Source organism: Kitasatospora sp. NPDC017646 (genome assembly GCF_044329365.1).
Lineage (GTDB): Bacteria > Actinomycetota > Actinomycetes > Streptomycetales > Streptomycetaceae > Kitasatospora.
Genome location: NZ_JBIRJC010000002.1, coordinates 214,756 through 231,051 on the forward strand (window position 1 = coordinate 214,756; position 16,296 = coordinate 231,051).

Annotated in this window: 17 protein-coding genes; 6 read left to right on the plus strand and 11 right to left on the minus strand. The window is 73.0% G+C overall.

Going from position 1 to position 16,296, the window contains the following annotated elements; all coding sequences use genetic code 11:
- Positions 1-14: 14 nt before the first annotated feature.
- Positions 15-1,529 carry an LCP family protein gene (locus ACH4J0_RS04025; protein ID WP_396236104.1) on the minus strand — a complete coding sequence of 505 codons (1,515 nt, stop codon included), beginning with the start codon at positions 1,527-1,529 and terminating at the stop codon, positions 15-17.
- Between the two features lie 118 nt (positions 1,530-1,647).
- Positions 1,648-2,112, minus strand: a complete 465-nt coding sequence (locus ACH4J0_RS04030) for a MarR family winged helix-turn-helix transcriptional regulator (RefSeq protein ID WP_396236105.1) — start codon at positions 2,110-2,112, stop codon at positions 1,648-1,650.
- A 105-nt stretch (positions 2,113-2,217) separates the two neighbouring features.
- Here ACH4J0_RS04030 and ACH4J0_RS04035 point away from each other — a divergent pair, with 105 nt between their 5' ends.
- Both ACH4J0_RS04035 and ACH4J0_RS04040 read left to right on the plus strand, forming a co-directional pair.
- Positions 2,218-3,243 carry an NADP-dependent oxidoreductase gene (locus ACH4J0_RS04035; protein WP_396236106.1) on the plus strand — a complete coding sequence of 342 codons (1,026 nt, stop codon included), beginning with the start codon at positions 2,218-2,220 and terminating at the stop codon, positions 3,241-3,243.
- Between the two features lie 368 nt (positions 3,244-3,611).
- Positions 3,612-4,106 (plus strand): DUF3145 domain-containing protein, encoded by a 495-nt coding sequence (locus tag ACH4J0_RS04040; protein ID WP_396236107.1) that lies wholly within the window; start codon positions 3,612-3,614, stop codon positions 4,104-4,106.
- Positions 4,107-4,202: 96 nt separating this feature from the next.
- Here ACH4J0_RS04040 and fabF read toward each other — a convergent pair whose 3' ends face one another.
- From fabF to ACH4J0_RS04065, 5 genes are all read right to left on the minus strand, one after another.
- Positions 4,203-5,465, minus strand: a complete 1,263-nt coding sequence (gene fabF / locus ACH4J0_RS04045; RefSeq protein ID WP_396236108.1) for a beta-ketoacyl-ACP synthase II — start codon at positions 5,463-5,465, stop codon at positions 4,203-4,205.
- Between the two features lie 183 nt (positions 5,466-5,648).
- Positions 5,649-5,897 carry an acyl carrier protein gene (locus ACH4J0_RS04050; protein ID WP_396236109.1) on the minus strand — a complete coding sequence of 83 codons (249 nt, stop codon included), beginning with the start codon at positions 5,895-5,897 and terminating at the stop codon, positions 5,649-5,651.
- An 80-nt stretch (positions 5,898-5,977) separates the two neighbouring features.
- Positions 5,978-7,009: a beta-ketoacyl-ACP synthase III gene (locus tag ACH4J0_RS04055; protein ID WP_396236110.1), complete on the minus strand. Its 1,032-nt coding sequence runs from the start codon at positions 7,007-7,009 to the stop codon at positions 5,978-5,980.
- The gene (locus ACH4J0_RS04060) at positions 7,006-7,956 is read right to left on the minus strand and encodes an ACP S-malonyltransferase (protein WP_396236111.1); all 951 of its coding nucleotides are present in this window, start codon (positions 7,954-7,956) and stop codon (positions 7,006-7,008) included. The genes ACH4J0_RS04055 and ACH4J0_RS04060 overlap by 4 nt, the downstream gene beginning before the upstream one ends.
- Positions 7,957-8,035: 79 nt before the next feature.
- Positions 8,036-9,244, minus strand: coding sequence for a PucR family transcriptional regulator (locus ACH4J0_RS04065; RefSeq protein WP_396236516.1), 1,209 nt, complete (start codon positions 9,242-9,244; stop codon positions 8,036-8,038).
- A 207-nt stretch (positions 9,245-9,451) separates the two neighbouring features.
- On the opposite strand from ACH4J0_RS04065, the gene ACH4J0_RS04070 reads away from it, so the two are divergent.
- Positions 9,452-10,228: a pirin family protein gene (locus ACH4J0_RS04070; protein ID WP_396236112.1), complete on the plus strand. Its 777-nt coding sequence runs from the start codon at positions 9,452-9,454 to the stop codon at positions 10,226-10,228.
- 10 nt (positions 10,229-10,238) lie between these two features.
- Here the strand turns inward: ACH4J0_RS04070 and ACH4J0_RS04075 are convergent, their stop codons facing one another.
- Positions 10,239-11,072 carry a serine hydrolase domain-containing protein gene (locus tag ACH4J0_RS04075; RefSeq protein ID WP_396236113.1) on the minus strand — a complete coding sequence of 278 codons (834 nt, stop codon included), beginning with the start codon at positions 11,070-11,072 and terminating at the stop codon, positions 10,239-10,241.
- 142 nt (positions 11,073-11,214) lie between these two features.
- Here ACH4J0_RS04075 and ACH4J0_RS04080 point away from each other — a divergent pair, with 142 nt between their 5' ends.
- Together ACH4J0_RS04080 and ACH4J0_RS04085 are read left to right on the plus strand one after the other, a co-directional pair.
- Positions 11,215-11,718 (plus strand): MerR family transcriptional regulator, encoded by a 504-nt coding sequence (locus tag ACH4J0_RS04080; protein WP_396236114.1) that lies wholly within the window; start codon positions 11,215-11,217, stop codon positions 11,716-11,718.
- Entirely contained in the window at positions 11,715-12,728 is a 1,014-nt protein-coding gene (locus ACH4J0_RS04085; protein ID WP_396236115.1) for an aldo/keto reductase, read from the plus strand. The genes ACH4J0_RS04080 and ACH4J0_RS04085 overlap by 4 nt, the downstream gene beginning before the upstream one ends.
- A 59-nt stretch (positions 12,729-12,787) precedes the next feature.
- Here the strand turns inward: ACH4J0_RS04085 and ACH4J0_RS04090 are convergent, their stop codons facing one another.
- Positions 12,788-13,366: a TIGR03086 family metal-binding protein gene (locus ACH4J0_RS04090; RefSeq protein WP_396236116.1), complete on the minus strand. Its 579-nt coding sequence runs from the start codon at positions 13,364-13,366 to the stop codon at positions 12,788-12,790.
- Between the two features lie 112 nt (positions 13,367-13,478).
- Here ACH4J0_RS04090 and ACH4J0_RS04095 point away from each other — a divergent pair, with 112 nt between their 5' ends.
- Complete coding sequence (locus ACH4J0_RS04095) at positions 13,479-14,534, plus strand: helix-turn-helix transcriptional regulator (RefSeq protein WP_396236117.1); 1,056 nt, start codon at positions 13,479-13,481, stop codon at positions 14,532-14,534.
- On the opposite strand, the gene ACH4J0_RS04100 is transcribed toward ACH4J0_RS04095, so the two are convergent.
- Both ACH4J0_RS04100 and ACH4J0_RS04105 read right to left on the minus strand, forming a co-directional pair.
- Positions 14,498-15,712: an alpha/beta hydrolase gene (locus tag ACH4J0_RS04100; protein WP_396236118.1), complete on the minus strand. Its 1,215-nt coding sequence runs from the start codon at positions 15,710-15,712 to the stop codon at positions 14,498-14,500. The genes ACH4J0_RS04095 and ACH4J0_RS04100 overlap by 37 nt on opposite strands.
- A 186-nt stretch (positions 15,713-15,898) precedes the next feature.
- The gene (locus ACH4J0_RS04105; protein WP_396236119.1) at positions 15,899-16,246 is read right to left on the minus strand and encodes an MmcQ/YjbR family DNA-binding protein; all 348 of its coding nucleotides are present in this window, start codon (positions 16,244-16,246) and stop codon (positions 15,899-15,901) included.
- Positions 16,247-16,296: the final 50 nt, after the last annotated feature.

Consider the following 16,296-nt stretch of genomic DNA (forward strand, 5'->3'; position numbering starts at 1 on the left):
CCCTCTCCGGCCCCTCAGGACCCGAAGGTCAGGTCGGCGCACGGATCGGTGTCGGCGCCCCGGCTGTTCTCCGCTATGCCGGTCGGTATCCCGCTGGGCAGGGTGCTCGGCGTGCCGCCGGGCGTCGCGGAGGGCGAGGGGACCGAGTTCACCTGGGTGCCTGCGGCCTGGTAGTCCGCGCCGAGGGTGACGGTGACGGCGCCCGAGCCGGGCTCCTCCACCGTGCGGGCGCCGGGGAAGAGGGCCGCGACCTGGTCGGCGGTGGGCTTCAGCGTCGGGTCGTAGGAGACCTCGGTGTGCTGCTTGCCGGGGTGGTTGGCGCCGAGCGCGACGTTCTGGAAGCCGCGCCCCTTGAGGGCCTCGGCTCCGGAGCCGGCCAGTCCGGCGGTGCCGACGCCGTTGACCACGGTGATCGGAGCCGCGGCCTGCTCGGGGGTGAGCGGCGCGTTCGCGCCGGAGCCGGCACCCGGCGAGGCGGAGGCGGACGCGGAGGCGGTGGCCGCGCCGGTGCCGGCGGTGCTCTGCCCGTCCAGGGTGCGATCCTCCCGCAGCAGCTTCCACAGCGCGTCGGCGTCCGGCTGGACCAGTCGCACCCGGTCCCCGGCGAAGCGCCAGGGGGCGGTCACGAAGGTGACGTCGGAGAGCTTGATGTCCTCGACCGAGCGGGCGAAGTCGACCAGCTTCATCGCGGTGCCGAGGCCCTCGTCCACGGTGAGCGACTTGGTGGCGGCGTCGGCCAGCGGCAGAAGGGTGGGCAGCGAGAAGCCCTGGGCCTGGACCTTCTTGATCATCGAGGAGAGGAAGGCCTGCTGGCGCTTCATCCGGCCTATGTCGGAGTTGTCGCCGATGCCGTGGCGCGCTCGCAGGTAGTCCACCGCGGACTTCCCGGAGAGCTTCTGCATCCCCTTCTTGAGCTGGATGCCGTACTCGTTGACGTCGTTGGGCACGCAGGCGTCCACGCCGCCGATGGCGTCGGTCATCGCGGCGGCGCCCTTGAAGTCGACCACCACGGTGTGGTCGACCCGCAGCCCGGTGAGCTTCTCCACGGTGTTCTGGGTGCAGGCCGGGTTGCCCTTGGGGAGCTCGCCGAGGCTGAACGCGGAGTTGAACATCTGGTCGTTGCGCGGCTTGCTCCAGGTGCCGTCCCCCAGCTTGCAGGACGGGACGGTGACCAGGGTGTCGCGGGGGATGGAGACGCCGACGGCGTGCTTGTGGTCGGCGTAGACGTGCACCAGGATCGCGGTGTCCGAGTTGCCGACGCCCTCGTCGCCGCCGCCCAGCGAGTTGTTGCCGTCGTCTCGCGTGTCGGAGCCCAGCAGCAGCACGTTGACCGGAACCTGGGCGCCGGGGCTGGCCGGGACGGGGGCCGGCGGGCGCTCGGTGGCGACGCCGCCCGCGTCGAAGGTGGTGATGTTGTTGTCCAGCCGGTGGTAGAACCAGGCTCCGGCCCCCACGACCGACAGCACCAGAACGGCGGCCATGCCGATGGCGGTCCGCAGGTAGCGGCGCCGACGCGTGCTGCTGCTCATCCTCCGCGCCCCCCGTCTTCAGTTTCCAGCGTTCGATGGTCGAACGTTAGACGCTTCGGAAGGCTGTTCGGTTACCTCCGAGAGGGAGTGGAATCGGCCCGCGGGCCTGTGATGCTGGTCACGCCCCCGGGTCGGAGGCGCCGGTGAGCATCCGCCGGAGCAGGTCCCGCAGCACCGTCCGCTCCTGCGGGCCGAGCGCGGCGAGCGGCTCCCGGGCGAAGTTGAGCGACTCGCGCAGCTCCTCGGAGGCGGCCGAGCCGGTCTCGGTCGCGGCCACCAGCTTGACCCGGCGGTCCTGCTGGTCGGCCTGCCGCGTGACGAAGCCGCGGGCCTCCAGCCGGTCGACGATGCCGGTGATGTTGGAGGGTTCGCAGCTGAGCGTCTGGGCGATGTGCCGCATCGGCAGCGGGCCGCGCCGCAGCAGGGCGAGCACCTTGGCCTGGGCGCCGGTGAGCGACCGGGCGGCGGCGGCCTCCTCGTACTCGCGGTGGAAGAGCGCGACCAGGTTGGCCATCAGGTCGACGACCTCGCGGGTGATCTCGTCGGACTGCGGCGTGGCGACCTCGCTCGGCTGAGTGTCCATGCCGCAGAGTCTACCTGAAAAGTTGACAACCTGAACCTTTCATGCCCATCGTTACTTCAGTTCCTCAACCTTTCACCTGTCGAAACCCCTCCAAGGAGCTCCTCCATGGCAGAGCAGGCCGCCCCCGCCACCGCCCGTGAATGGCACCTCGCCGCCCGCCCCCAGGGCTGGCCGGTGCCCGCCGACTTCGCCCTGGTCGAGGCCCCGGTCCGGACGCCGGGTCCGGGCGAGATCCTGGTCCGCAACACCCACCTCTCGGTGGACCCCTACATGCGTGGCCGGATGAACGACGTGAAGTCGTACGTGCCCCCGTTCCAGCTCGGCCAGGCCATGGACGGCGGCGCCGTCGGCTACGTGGTCGCCTCCGGGGCGGAGGGCTTCGCCCCGGGCGACGCCGTGCTGCACGGTCTCGGCTGGCGCGAGTACGCCACCCTCGACGCCGCGCACGCGGTCAAGGTCGACCCGGACGCCGCCCCGCTCTCCGCCTACCTCGGCGTGCTCGGCATGCCCGGCCTGACCGCCTACGCCGGACTCCTCGCCGTCGGCGGCCTCAAGGAGGGCGACAAGGTCTTCGTCTCCGGCGCGGCCGGCGCGGTCGGTTCGCTGGTCGGCCAGATCGCCCGGCTCAAGGGCGCCTCGCTGGTGGTCGGTTCGGCCGGCTCGGCGGAGAAGGTCGCCAAGCTGGTGGACGAGTACGGCTTCGACGCCGCGTTCAACTACAAGGACGCCCCGGTCGCCGAGCAGCTCGCGAAGGCCGCCCCGGAGGGCATCGACCTCTACTTCGACAACGTCGGCGGCGACCACCTGGAGGCAGCGATCGGTGCCCTGGGCGTGCACGGCCGCGCGGTGCTCTGCGGCGCGATCGCCCAGTACAACGAGACCACCGCGCCCGCCGCCCCGCGCAACCTGGCGATGGCGATCGGCAAGCGGCTGCGCCTGGAGGGCATGCTGGTGCGCGACCACGCCGCCCTGCAGCCGCAGTTCGTCACCGAGATGGCCGGCTGGCTGAGGTCCGGCGAGCTGCGCACCGAGGAGACCGTGGTGGACGGCTTCGAGAACGCGGCCCAGGCCTTCATCGACCTGCTGCGCGGCGTCAACACCGGCAAGATGGTCGTCCGCCTGGACGGCTGACCCCGAAAGGCTGACCGACCGTCAGCATCCCGTCTCCGCCCCGCCGCCCCCGACCGGGCGCGCGGGGCGGTCCGCGTGCAGGGCGCGGGGGACCCGGCCGCACTACCGCATTCCGGTCGGATCCGAAAGAGCGTCATCCATCCTGCGGCGCCGCGCGGTACGGTGGTCCCGCCCGGCGATGGGGCCGTTCGGGGGAGAGATCCGGCCGAGGGGTAGACCTCGTTGAGGATTCGACTAGCATTGAGCGAAAGCCTGTCCGTTTTGCTCAATTTAGTAGCTTAATGTCGGCTAACGTGGGTAACTGCGGATCAACTGCAGGCACGAGGCAGCTGGGGAAGGCGACCCTCGTCCACAGCCTGGAGGTCCCGGTGACGACACGTGGAGTTCTGTACATCCACTCCGCGCCCCGCGCGCTGTGCCCGCACGTCGAGTGGGCCGTCGCGGGGGTGCTCGGTGTACGGGTGAGCCTGGACTGGATCCGCCAGCCGGCCGCACCCGGGCACTGGCGTGCCGAGCTCTCCTGGCAGGGGGAGCCCGGCACCGCTTCGAAGCTCGCCTCCGCGCTGCGCGGCTGGCAGCTCATGCGGTACGAGGTGACCAGCGAGCCCTGCGCCACGGTGGAGGGCGAGCGGTACAGCAGCACGCCCTCCCTCGGCATCTTCCACGCCGTCACGGGCATCCACGGCGACATCCTGATCCCCGAGGACCGGCTGCGGGCCGTCCTGCTGCGCGCCCGCAGCGAGGGCGCCGACCTGGAGGCCGAGATCTCCCGGCTGCTGGGCAAGCCCTGGGACGACGAGCTGGAGCCGTTCCGGTACGCGGGCGAGGGCGCGCCGGTGCGCTGGCTGCACCAGGTGGTCTGAACACCGGGCGGTCCGGGAACGGGCGGTCCGAACAGCCGACGGGTACGACGAAGGGGCCGGCGCTCAGGGAGAGCGCCGGCCCCTTCGGTGCGGGCGTCAGCGGGTGCGGAAGGCCAGCACCACGTTGTGGCCGCCGAAGCCGAACGAGTTGTTCAGCGCGGCGATCCGGCCCTCGGGCAGCGGGGTGGCCTCGGTCACGATCTTCGCGTCCACCTCGTCGTCCAGCTCCTCGACGTTGATGGTCGGCGGGGCGACCCGGTGGTACAGCGCCTGCACGGTGGCGACGGTCTCGATGCCGCCGGCGCCGCCCAGCAGGTGGCCGGTCATCGACTTGGTGGCCGAGACCAGGATGTGGTCGAGGTCCTCGCCCAGCTCCTTGCGCAGCGCCTTCAGCTCGGCGGTGTCGCCCTGTGGGGTCGAGGTGGCGTGCGCGTTGACGTGCACGATCTCGGCCTTGTCCAGCGCGTTGCGCTCGAACAGGTCGGCCAGCGCGCGGGCCACGCCGGCACCGGTCGGCTCGGGCTGGGCGATGTGGTGGGCGTCCGAGGACAGGCCCTGGCCGACCGCCTCGCAGTAGATCCGGGCGCCGCGGGCCTCGGCGTGCTCCAGCGACTCCAGCACGACCACGCCGGCGCCCTCGCCCAGCACGAAGCCGTCGCGGGCCTTGTCGTACGGACGCGAGGCGCGCTCGGGGTCGTCGTTGTTCTTGGACATCGCCATCATGTTGGCGAACGCGGCGATCGGCAGCGGGTGGATCGCGGCCTCGGTGCCGCCGGCCACCACGACGTCGGCGCGGCCGCTGCGGATCATCTCGATCGCGTAGCCGATCGCCTCGGCACCGGAGGCGCAGGCGGAGACGGGGGTGTGCACACCCGCGCGGGCGCCGACCTCCAGGCCGACGTTGGCCGCCGGGGAGTTGGGCATCAGCATCGGGACGGTGTGCGGGGAGACCTTGCGGGCGCCCTTCTCCTTCAGCACGTCGTACTGGTCGAGCAGGGTGGTCACGCCGCCGATGCCGGAGGCGATCACGGCGCCCAGGCGCTCGGGGGCGAGCTTGGAGGACTCGTCGGTGGCAGGGGTCTCGAAGCCGGCGTCGGCCCAGGCCTCGCGGGCGGCGATCAGCGCGAACTGGGCGGAGCGGTCCAACTTGCGGGCCAGCGGGCGGGGAAGGATCTCGCCCGGCTCGACCGCGGTGCGCGCGGCGATCCGGACCGGCAGGTCCTCGGCCCACTCCTCGGTCAGGGCCGCCACCCCGGAGCGCCCGGCGACCAGGTTCTCCCAGGTCGTGGCGGCGTCGCCGCCCAGCGGCGTGAAGGCGCCGATACCCGTGACGACCACGGTTCGGTTTTCAGCGGTCACTGGTCTCTCTTCTTTCACGTTCGTGCGGGGTCGGCGGCGAGCCGAAGAAGGGCCCGGCCGGGCGCCCGGGTGGGGCGTCCCGGCCGGCGGGTCGGTCCGGTTCGGGGGAACCGAGCCGACGGGTCAGCCGTCCGAGGCGTGGCTCACGCCGGACGGACTGGGCGACTCGAACGAGTCGATCGTTCAGGCGGCGGCGTTGGTGAGGATGTAGTTCACCGCGTCGCCGACGGTCTTGAGGTTCTTGACCTCGTCGTCCGGGATCTTGACGTCGAAGCGCTCCTCGGCGGCGACGACGACCTCGACCATGGACAGCGAGTCGACGTCCAGGTCGTCGGTGAAGGACTTGTCCAGCTGGACGTCCTCGACCGGGATGCCGGCGATCTCGTTGACGATCTCGGCGAGACCTTCCTGGACCTCGTTCTGCGTAGCCATACTGGCTGCTCCTCTTCGGTGTTGAACGTGTCCGACCGTCGGCCGAACACGGGCTTGTGGATGGATGGGGCGAAACGCGCCTAGGGGAGCGTAACGACTGCCGCGGCGTAGACGAGACCCGCCCCGAACCCGATGATCAGCGCGAGGTCGCCGCTGTGGGCCTCGCCGGACTCCAGCATGCGCTCCATCGCCAGCGGGATGGAGGCGGCGGAGGTGTTGCCGGTCTCGGCGATGTCACGGGCGACCGGCACCGAGGCCGGCAGCTTGAGCGCCTTGATCATGGCGTCGGTGATCCGCATGTTGGCCTGGTGGGGGATGAAGGCGCCGAGCTGGTCGGCGGTGATCCCGGCGGCGTCCAGCGCCTGCTGGGCCACCTTGGCCATCTCCCAGACCGCCCAGCGGAAGACCGGCTGGCCGTCCATCCGCAGGGCCGGCCACTTCTGTTCCTCGCCCTGGCCGTTGATGGCGTCGGGCTTGGCGAAGGCGGTGTCCCAGGCCTGGGTCTGGCTGATGACGTCGGCCTGCGAGCCGTCCGAGCCCCAGATCAGCTTGCCGATGCCCGGAGTCTCCGACGGGCCGACGATCGCGGCGCCGGCGCCGTCGCCGAAGATGAAGGCGGTCGAACGGTCCGACTTGTCGGTCAGGTCGCTGAGCCGCTCGACGCCGATCACCAGCACGTAGTCGGCGTTGCCGCCGCGGACCATGCCGTCGGCCAGGCCCAGGCCGTAGCCGAAGCCCGCGCAGGCGGCCGAGATGTCGAAGGCCGGGGCGGTGCCGCAGCCGAGCCGCTGGGCGATCTCGGTGGCGATCGCCGGGGTCTGCTTGAGGTGGGAGACGGTCGAGACGATCACGCCGCCGATCTGCTCGGGGGTGATGCCCGCCTGAGCGATGGCCTTGCCGGCGGCCTGCACCGACATCTCGGCGACGCTCTCCTCCGGGCCCGCCCAGCGGCGCTCGGCGATGCCGCTGCGGGTGCGGATCCACTCGTCCGAGGAGTCGATCCACTCCAGCACCTCGGAGTTGGGGATGACCCGCACCGGGCGGTAGCCGCCGACGCCGAGGATACGGGAGTACTGCGCGCCGGTGGCGGGACGGATCTGGGGCTTGGTCATGCCTGTACCTCGTGGTCCTGACCGCCGTGCTCGGCGACGAGCTCGCGGGCCTTGTCCAGATCGGCCGGGGTCTTCAGGGCGAGCGTGGCGACACCCTTGAGGTTGCGCTTGAGCAGCCCGGTGAGCGTGCCCGCGGGGGACAGCTCGATCACGGCGGTCGCGCCCAGCCGGCCGAGGGTCTCCATGCAGAGGTCCCAGCGGACCGGGTTGGAGACCTGCGACACCAGGCGCGCCAGCACCTCGGCGCCGGAGTCGACGACCCCGCCGTCCTTGTTGGACACGTAGCGGACCTGCGGGTCGGCCACGGACAGGCTCGGGGCCAGCGCGGCCAGCCGCTCGACGCCCGGGGCCATGTGCTCGGTGTGGAAGGCACCGGCCACCTTGAGGGCGATCAGCTTGGCGCCGGCCGGCGGGTCCGCCTTCAGCGCCTCCAGCTGGGCCAGCGTGCCGGCCGCGACGATCTGGCCGCCGCCGTTGTTGTTGGCCGCGGTCAGGCCGTGCTCGGCCAGCTTCTTCGCGACCTCGTCCGCGTCGCCGCCGAGCACGGCGGTCATGCCGGTCTCGGTGACGGTGGCGGCCTCGGCCATGGCCCGGCCGCGCTCGCGGACGAAGGCCAGCGCGTCGTGGGCGCTGAGCACCCCGGCACCGGCCGCGGCGGTGATCTCGCCGACGCTGTGGCCGGCGACGGCGCCGACCAGCTTGCGGGCGTCCGCCTCGTCCGGGAACAGCTCACGGGCGGTCACCAGACCGGCCGCGACCAGCAGCGGCTGGGCGACGGCGGTGTCCTTGATCTCCTCGGCGGACGCCTCGGTGCCGGCGTGCACCAGGTCGAGCCCGGCGACCTCCGACCAGCCGCGCAGGCGGTCGGCGACACCGTCGAGCTCCAGCCAGGGGCTGAGGAAACCGGGGGACTGGGCACCCTGTCCAGGGGCGACGATTACGAGCACGGTTCAACCCTCTCTCGCCAGGCGCCCGGGGGCGGGTAGGCGACGGTAACGAAGAAAACCATCCGGGATTGTATGGTCCCTACACCCCGGCGCGGCCGGGCTCCATGGCGGCGGTGAGTCGTCCGAGGGCCAGTGCGATCCGCAGGGTGAACGCCGAACGTACGTCGGACGGGGCGTACCCCGTGACGTCGGTCACACGTCGCAGCCGGTAGCGCACCGTGTTGGGGTGCACGAAGAGCATCCGCGCCGCGCCCTCCAGCGAGGACGCCTGCTCCAGGTAGACGCTCAGCGTCTCCAGCAGGGCGGAGCCGGCCTCGTCCAGCGGTGTGTAGATCTCCTCCACCAACTGCCGGCGGGCGGCCTGGTCCCCGGCCAGCGCCCGTTCGGGCAGCAGGTCGTCGGCGAGCACCGGGCGCGGGGCGTCCGGCCAGGCGGCGCAGGCGCGCAGACCGGCCGCGGCGGCGTGTGCGGAGCGGGTCGCCGAGAGCAGGTCCGGCACGGTCGGGCCGATCACCACCGGGCCCGGCGCGAACTGGCCGATCAGCGCCCGGGCGGCGTGCACCGGCTCCTTCTCGCCGCCGACCACGACCACCAGGCGCTTGCCCAGCACCCCGGTCAGCACGTTCAGCTTGGCGTACCGGGCGGCCCGGCGGATCGCCTCGACCACCAGCTCGCTGTCGCCGTCCGGGGCACTGCCCATCACCACCCGCACCTGGCTGGGCTGCCCCCAGCCGAGCGCGGCGGCGCGGGACAGCACGCCCTCGTCGGCGTCGCCGGACAGCAGGGAGTTCACCACCAGCGCTTCCAGCCGGGCGTCCCAGGCGCCGCGCGCCTCGGCCGCCTGGGCGTACACCTGGGCGGTGGCGAAGGCGATCTCCCGGGCGTAGACCAGCACGGACTCGCGCATGTCCGCCTCGTCGCCGGGGGCGGCCACCTCCTCGATGGCCTCCTCCATCACCTCGATCGTGGTGCGGATCAGCTCGACGGTCTGGCGCAGCGTGATCGCCCTGGTCAGCTCGCGCGGGGCGGTGCCGAAGACGTCGGTGGAGATCGCCCGGGCGGCCTCGGGGTGGCGGTACCACTCGGTGAAGGCGGCGATGCCGGCCTGGGCGACCAGGCCGATCCAGGAGCGGTGCTCCGGCGGCATCCGCCGGTACCAGCCGAGCTGGTCGTCCATCCGCGCGATCGCGGCGGTGGCCAGCTTGCCCGAGGACTTCTCCAGCCGCTTGAGCGTCGCCGCCCGGCGCTCGGCCCGCTCGGCGGCGTTTCTGCGCTCCTGCGCCGTCAGACGCGGCGCGGGGCGGCCGGGGCGGTCGCGGCCGGCCCGGGGAGCGGGGCTCTTCCCGGTGGGTTCGGCTGCGGGACTGGGTTCGCTCTTGGAGTTCGCGGAAGCGGCTGGCACAAGGACAAGACTGCCTCACGCGAGTGACTGCTCGTGCACACCCCCCGGCGCAGGGGCGCGGTGGTCCCGGTCACACCGGTTACGGTGAGGGGCGTGACCGACGCCCCTGAACGCCCCCGCGCCGACCTGCGCCGCACCGCCGAGCGCTACCGCTCCGTTCCCGCCGAGGGCATCGAGACCCGACACGCGTTCTCCTTCTCCGGCCACTACGACCCGAAGAACACCCACTTCGGCGCGCTGCTCGCGTGCAACGAGGAACTCCTCGCCCCCGGCGCCGGGTTCGAGGAGCACAAGCACCGGGACACCGAGATCCTCACCTGGGTGCTGGAGGGCGCGCTCGCCCACCGGGACTCGCACGGCCACAGCGGGGTGGTGCGCCCGGGCATGATCCAGCACCTCAGCGCCGGTTCCGGGGTCACCCACACCGAGCGCAACCTCGGCGGCGCCACCGCCCCGGTGCGCTTCGTCCAGATGTGGCTGCAGCCGGACGAGTTCGACGCCGCCCCCCGGTACGGGCTGCGCGAGGTGGAACCGGCGGACGGCGGGTTGACGCTGCTGGCCTCCGGGCTGGAGCGCGACGCCGGGACGGACGCCCTGCGGCTGCGCCGCGGCGACGCCGCGCTCTGGCTGGCCACCGCCGGCCCGTGGCAGCCGCTGCCGCTACTGCCCGGGGCGCCCTGGCGGTACGCGCACCTGACGGCAGGCTCGCTCGGCTACCGGACGATCCCCGGGCCCAAGGGCGGCGGCCGTTCGATGGTGCCCGGCGACAGCGTGCGGATCACCGGGGAGGCCTTCGCCGACCCGACGGCCGGCGGGACCGGCGCCGAGCTCCTGCTCTGGGAGATGCACTCGCCGGTCTCGTACGGCTAGGGGTCGGCGGCTAGCTGTTCAGCTCGGCCAGGACGGCGTCGGACAGCGGGGGCCAGGCGCCGACCGACCAGGGGCCGAAGTCCCGGTCGGTGAGCGCGACGCAGGCCACGCCGGCCTGCGGGTCGACCCACAGGAAGGTGCCGGACTGGCCGAAGTGGCCGAAGGTCGCGGGGGAGTTGGCGGTGCCGGTCCAGTGCGGGCTCTTGCCGTCGCGGATCTCGAAGCCGAGGCCCCAGTCGTTCGGGCGGTGGTGGCCGTAGCCGGGCAGCACGCCGCTGGTGCCGGGGAAGGCGACCTCGCGGGTGGCCCGGCGCACGGTGGACGGGTCCAGCAGCCTGGGGGACTGGAGTTCGGCGGCGAACCGGGTGAGGTCGGCCACCGTGGACAGCCCGCCGGCGCCGGCCGGGGACTTGTACGCGGTGTTGATCAGGGTGTCGTGCATGCCCAGCGGCTCGAACACCGCCTCGGCGACGTACTGGTGGAACGCGATCCCGGCCGCCTCGGCCAGGACCTGGGCGAGCACGTCGAAACCGGCGTTGGAGTAGAGCCGGCGGTTGCCGGGCTCGGCGAACACCCGGTTCTCGTCGAAGCCGAGGCCGGAGGTGTGGGCGAGCAGGTGGCGGACGGTCGAGCCGGGCGGGCCGGCCGGGTCGTCCAGTTCGAACACGCCCTCCTCCACGGCGACCAGCGCCGCGTAGGAGCTGAGCAGCTTGGTCACCGAAGCGAGCGGGAAGAGGTGGCGCTGCGGCCCGTGGGCGCCCAGCACCGCGCCGTCCGATCCCCGGACCACCGCCGCGGCGGCGTGGGGCACGGGCCAGTTCTCGATCATCCGCAAGCTCTCCATGCGGTTGACTCTAGTCGGGGCCGTGGGAGTACCTCCCGGCCGGAGGCCGGGGGGGTGGCGGGACCACCTGGCTGGGCGGCTTGCTTGGAGTGCACTCCAACTCGATAGCGTCATCGGTGTCACAGGACAGGGGGAATCGATCATGGCCACACCGGCGCGTGCCCAGGCCGGTCTGCGCAGCTGTACGGAGGTGTTCGACCACCCGGTCGGCGATCCGGACCTGACCGCGCGGCACACCATCAGCGAGGTCGCCGCGGCCAGCGGGCTGACCGCCCACACGCTGCGCTGGTACGAGCGGATCGGCCTGCTCGACCCGGTCGACCGCGCGGTCGGCGGCCAGCGCCGCTACAGCGACGGCGACCTGTACCGGCTGGCCTTCCTGGGCCGGCTGCGGCTGACCGGGATGTCGGTGGCGGACATGCTCAAGTACGTCGACATGGTCCGCCGCGGCGAACGGACCTACACCGAGCGCCGACAGCTGCTGGAGGCGCAGCGCGAGGAGGTCCGGCGCAAGATCGTCGACCTCCAGGCCACCCTGTCCGTCCTCGATTACAAGATCGATCTCTACGCCGGGAAGATCGTCGACGCCGCCGGCGCCCCGGTTCAGTGCCAGTACCACCGAGCAGAGGAAGAGCAGAGCGCATGACTCACCCCCTCCTTCCCACCGCCCCCCTCGGCACCGACGGCCCGCTGGTGGGCGTCCAGGGCCTCGGCTGCATGGGCATGAGCGAGTTCTACGGCCCGACCGACTCCGACGAGGCGCTCGCCACGCTGGACGCGGCCCTGGAGTCCGGCGTCACGCTGTTCGACACCGCGGACATGTACGGCTCCGGCCGCAACGAGGAGTTCATCGGCCCCTTCGTCCGTGCCAACCGAGACCGGGTGGTGGTCGCCACCAAGTTCGCCATCGAGCGCGACCCGGCCGACCCGACCAAGCGCGCCATCCGCAACGACCCGGCGTACATCCGCACCGCTGTGGAGGGCTCGCTGCGCCGCCTCGGCGTGGACGTCATCGACCTGTACTACATGCACCGCCGCAACCCGGACGTGCCGCTGGCCGAATCGGTCGGTGCCATGGGCGAGTTGGTCCAGGCCGGCAAGGTGCGCCGGCTGGGCCTGTCCGAGGTGACCGGGGCCGAGCTGCGCGAGGCGCACGCCGTCCACCCGATCGCCGCGGTGCAGTCCGAGTGGTCGGTGTTCGCCCGCGACGTCGAGCGTTCGGCGGTGCCGGCCGCGGCCGAGCTGGGCGTCGCCTTCGTGCCGTACTCGCCGCTCGGACGCGGCTTCCTGACCGGCGCGTTCCAGGACGCCGCGACGCTCGGGGCGGACGACTTCCGCCGCACCCACCCGCGCTACACCGGTGAGAACGCCGTCGCCAACGGCGAACTGCTCACCCCGCTGCGGAAGATCGCCGAGGCCCACGACGCGACGCTGGCCCAGGTCGCGCTGGCCTGGGTGCACCAGCGGGCCGAGGTGCACGGGCTGACCGTCGTGCCGATCCCGGGCACCCGCAAGCGCAGCCGACTGGCCGAGAACACCGCTGCGGCGACCCTGCGACTGAGCGCGGAGGAGCTGGCGCTGCTGGAGCCGCTGGCCGGTCAGGTGGCGGGGGACCGCTACGCGGACATGCGCAACACCTCGGTCGGGCGGGAGTAGTGCGGCCGGGGCCCGGGGAGTCGGTGACTCCCCGGGCCCCGTTCCCGGCGCGTCGGACCTCAGGCCTTGCGGCCCATCCAGGCGGCCAGCCGGGTGTGGACGTCGGCGTCCTCGGCGACCGGCCGCACCGCGCCGAACGGGACGCCCTCGACCCGGCTCTCCGGCGGAAGGACCACCTCGGCGACGGCCAGCGCGGTACGGGCCACGTCGTCGTCCAGCACGAAACCGTCGTCGAGGGCCGTGGCGATGTCCCAGCAGTGGGTGGCGAGCTCCATCACGTAGCCGCCGACCGCGATCGCTCCGGGCACCTCGCCCCAGGGGGCGAAGGTCGGACGGCCCAGCTTGCCGTCCTCGGCCCAGGCGGCGGTCACCCGGGCGCGGGCCCGGTCCAGCGCGGCCGTCCAGCCGTCGTCCGACGGGTCGTCGATGGCGGCCACGACGTCCTGGGCGCGACCGCCCTCTCCCATGTACGCGAAGCGGTGGATGCCACCGATCACGTGGTTCATCAGCTGACGCAGCGTGTACTCCTCGCAGGGAGTGGGCCGGTCGAGGTCGGCCGGGGTGACGGCGGCGAACAGCCGGTCCAGCTGGGCGAGGGCGGTCAGGTACTGCGGACGGGCGTCCTGGACGGCGCTCATGTGCGGTCAGCTCCCTTGTGCGGTGCGGTGGTTCGGTCGCCCTTGCGGGCTCGGAACGCAATCTCCCAGTAAAACCTGACAACGGCCGTCAGGATTGTTGGATCCTGGTGCCATGAAGGCCGACCGCCTGCTCTCGATCCTGCTGCTGCTCCAGACCCGCGGCCGGGTGCCCGCCACCGAACTGGCCGAACGGCTGGAGGTGTCCGTCCGCACCATCTACCGGGACGTGGAGTCGCTCTCCGCCGCCGGGGTGCCGGTGTTCACCGAACGCGGCCGGCACGGCGGCATCAACCTGCTGCCCGGCTACCGCACCGACGTCACCGGGCTGACCGCGGACGAGGCCCGGGCGCTGTTCGTGCTCTCCGCCCAGGGGGCGCACAGCGACCTCGGGCTGGACGGCGCGCTCGGTTCGGCGCTGCGCAAGGTGATGGCGGCACTGCCCGCCCCGCACCGCCCGGCCGCCGAGCGGGTCAGCGAGCGCATCCTGGTGGACCCGGCGCGCTGGATGCAGAACTCCCAGAACTCCCAGCCGGGCGCCGCCGGCGGGCCGGACCTGGGGGAGCTGCAGTACGCCGTGTTCGCCGACCGGAGGCTGCGGCTGCGCTACCGGCACAGCGGCACGCCCGCGCCGGTGGAGTACACCGTGGACCCGTACGGCCTGGTGAACAAGGCCGCGGTCTGGTACCTGGTGGCCGATCTGCACGGCGAGCCGCGGCTGTTCCGGGCCGACCGGGTGCTGACCGCCGAGACCACCGAGGAGGCGGTGCGCCGCCGGGCCGGGGTGGCGCTCGGGGAGGTGTGGGCGGTGCTGCGCGAGCAGGTGGAACGGATGCCGAAGGACGTACCGGCGCGGGTGCGGGTCCGGCGCGGGCGGCTGGACATGTTCCTGCGCATCCACGGCGGCCGGGTCACGGCGCCGCCGCCGGACCCGGGGGCCGGGCCGGCCGAGGAGTGGGTGGAGCTGGCGATGGCCTTCCCGGCCGTGGCGGCCGTCCGCTCGCTGCTGGCCTTCGGCGCGGACGTCGAGGTGCTGGCCCCGCCGGCCGCCCGGCGCGAGCTGGCCCGGGCGGCGGCGGAGGCGCTACGGCTCTACCAGGACGAGGTGCGGCCCCATCAGGACGAGGCGGGCCCTCAGGCGTTGGGCTGCGCCCGGACCACGTCGCCGTAGTCGCCGAGGGAGATCGCCGCGAAGTTGTGCAGGCTGTCGGTGCCGTCGGTGAAGTAGCCGTTGTGGCCCGAGGCCCGGGCGGAGGAGATCTGCTCGGCGCCGAAGCCGCCGGCGGTCGGGTCGGCGCCGTGGCCGAGCTTGCCGACCTCGAGGAACGGGACGTTGCCGATCCAGTCGCTGGGGTTGCGGGTCGCCCAGACGTGCACGCCGCCGCCGAGTTCACCGGCGGACTGGACGCCCATGCCGGGGCTGCCGAACACCATCATGTCGGTGATACCCGAGGTGTCGGACGGCGAGGCGGCCGCGCGCGGGATCTTCGGGGCGGCGGTGCCGCAGACCACCGAGCCGTACGAGTGGCAGAGCAGCGCCGGGGGCGCGTCCGGCCGGGTGGTCTCCTTGAGGCCGGCCAGCAGGCGCTGCAGCCGGGGCGCGGCGACGTCGGCGAGCCGGGAGGTCGCCGCGTCCGGGCCGAGACCGGAGGGGGTGACGTACCCGGTCCAGGCGATCACGGCGGTGCGGGTGCCCGGGGCCTGGCGCTGCTCCTCGGCGTACAGGGCGCGGGCCATGCCGGCCGCGCCGCGCAGCGGCTCGGCGGCCTGGTCGAAGTGGCCGAGGTCGGCGTCGGAGCCGGGGACGATCACGGAGACCCGCTCGGCGTCGGCGAGGTCGCCCCAGACCTCGGTGACCAGGCCGCGGCCGCGCGGGTCGAAGGCGAGGACCTGCCGGCCGGGGGCGAGCAGGTGGTCGACGTCGTTGGCGCGGGAGACGGCTAGCGCGCGGGTGTCGGCGTCCAGCTTCTTGTCGGCGGCGCGGGCCCGGGCGGCGTCGCGCTCGTTCGCCAGCGCGATCCGGTTGGCGCGGTAGCGCAGGTCCAGCGGGGCGCCGTCGTAGTTGCCGACGACCAGCGGGTAGTCCTTGATCAGCCGGTCCAGCTCGGTGGGGGCGAGCGAGGCGAAGAAGGCGGCGGCGTCGGCCGGGCTGGTGGTGGCCGGGTCCGGCAGGGAGCGGCCGAAGGAGTGGTCCTTCACCCAGGTGGCGCTGCCGGCCGGGGGCGTGGAGATCGCCAGCTGCTCGGAGGAGACCGCGGCCGCGGCCGCGGAGGCACCGGCGTCGGCGAGCACGGCACAACCCGCGAACGCCCCGATCAGTACCCGCTTCCACCGTCGAGGCTTGCGCACCGCACCAACTCCCTTGGGGCCCGTCACCGTTTCTCGGGCGGTGCCCGGAGGGTGCGATTGGACTGCTGAACTTCCCTGCGCAAGCGTAGAGGTCACAGGAGTGTGACGGACCCGCCTAAACTGTGGGATGGATCACATGAACCGCGCGTGTCCCCCCGGCGTCCTTGTGTGGCCGCTCCGGCGGTGCTAGGCGGAGTGGCGGGCGTCGAATTCGCCGACCAGTCGCTTGGGCGCCGTCCGCCGCCAGGCCTCGGTGACCAGGTCGTCCAGCTCCTCCCGGTCGACCAGGTCCAGCCGGACGCTCACCCACCCGTGCCGCCCGACGTACCGGGCGAAGGAGAACACCTCGGGCTCGGCGGCTATCAGCTCGGCCTGGTCCTCGTGCGAGGCCTTGACGGTGACGCTGTCGCCGTCGGGCGCGCCCATCGCGAAGACCTTGCCACGGACCCGCAGCGTCTGGATGCCCCAGGTCGGCTCCTGGGCGGCCTCCGGCAGGGTCAGGGCCATCGCGCGGAACTCGTCGAACGTCACCATGACGGCAGGTTAGAGCAAGGGGGCGCGGACCGATCGGTCCGCGCCCCTCC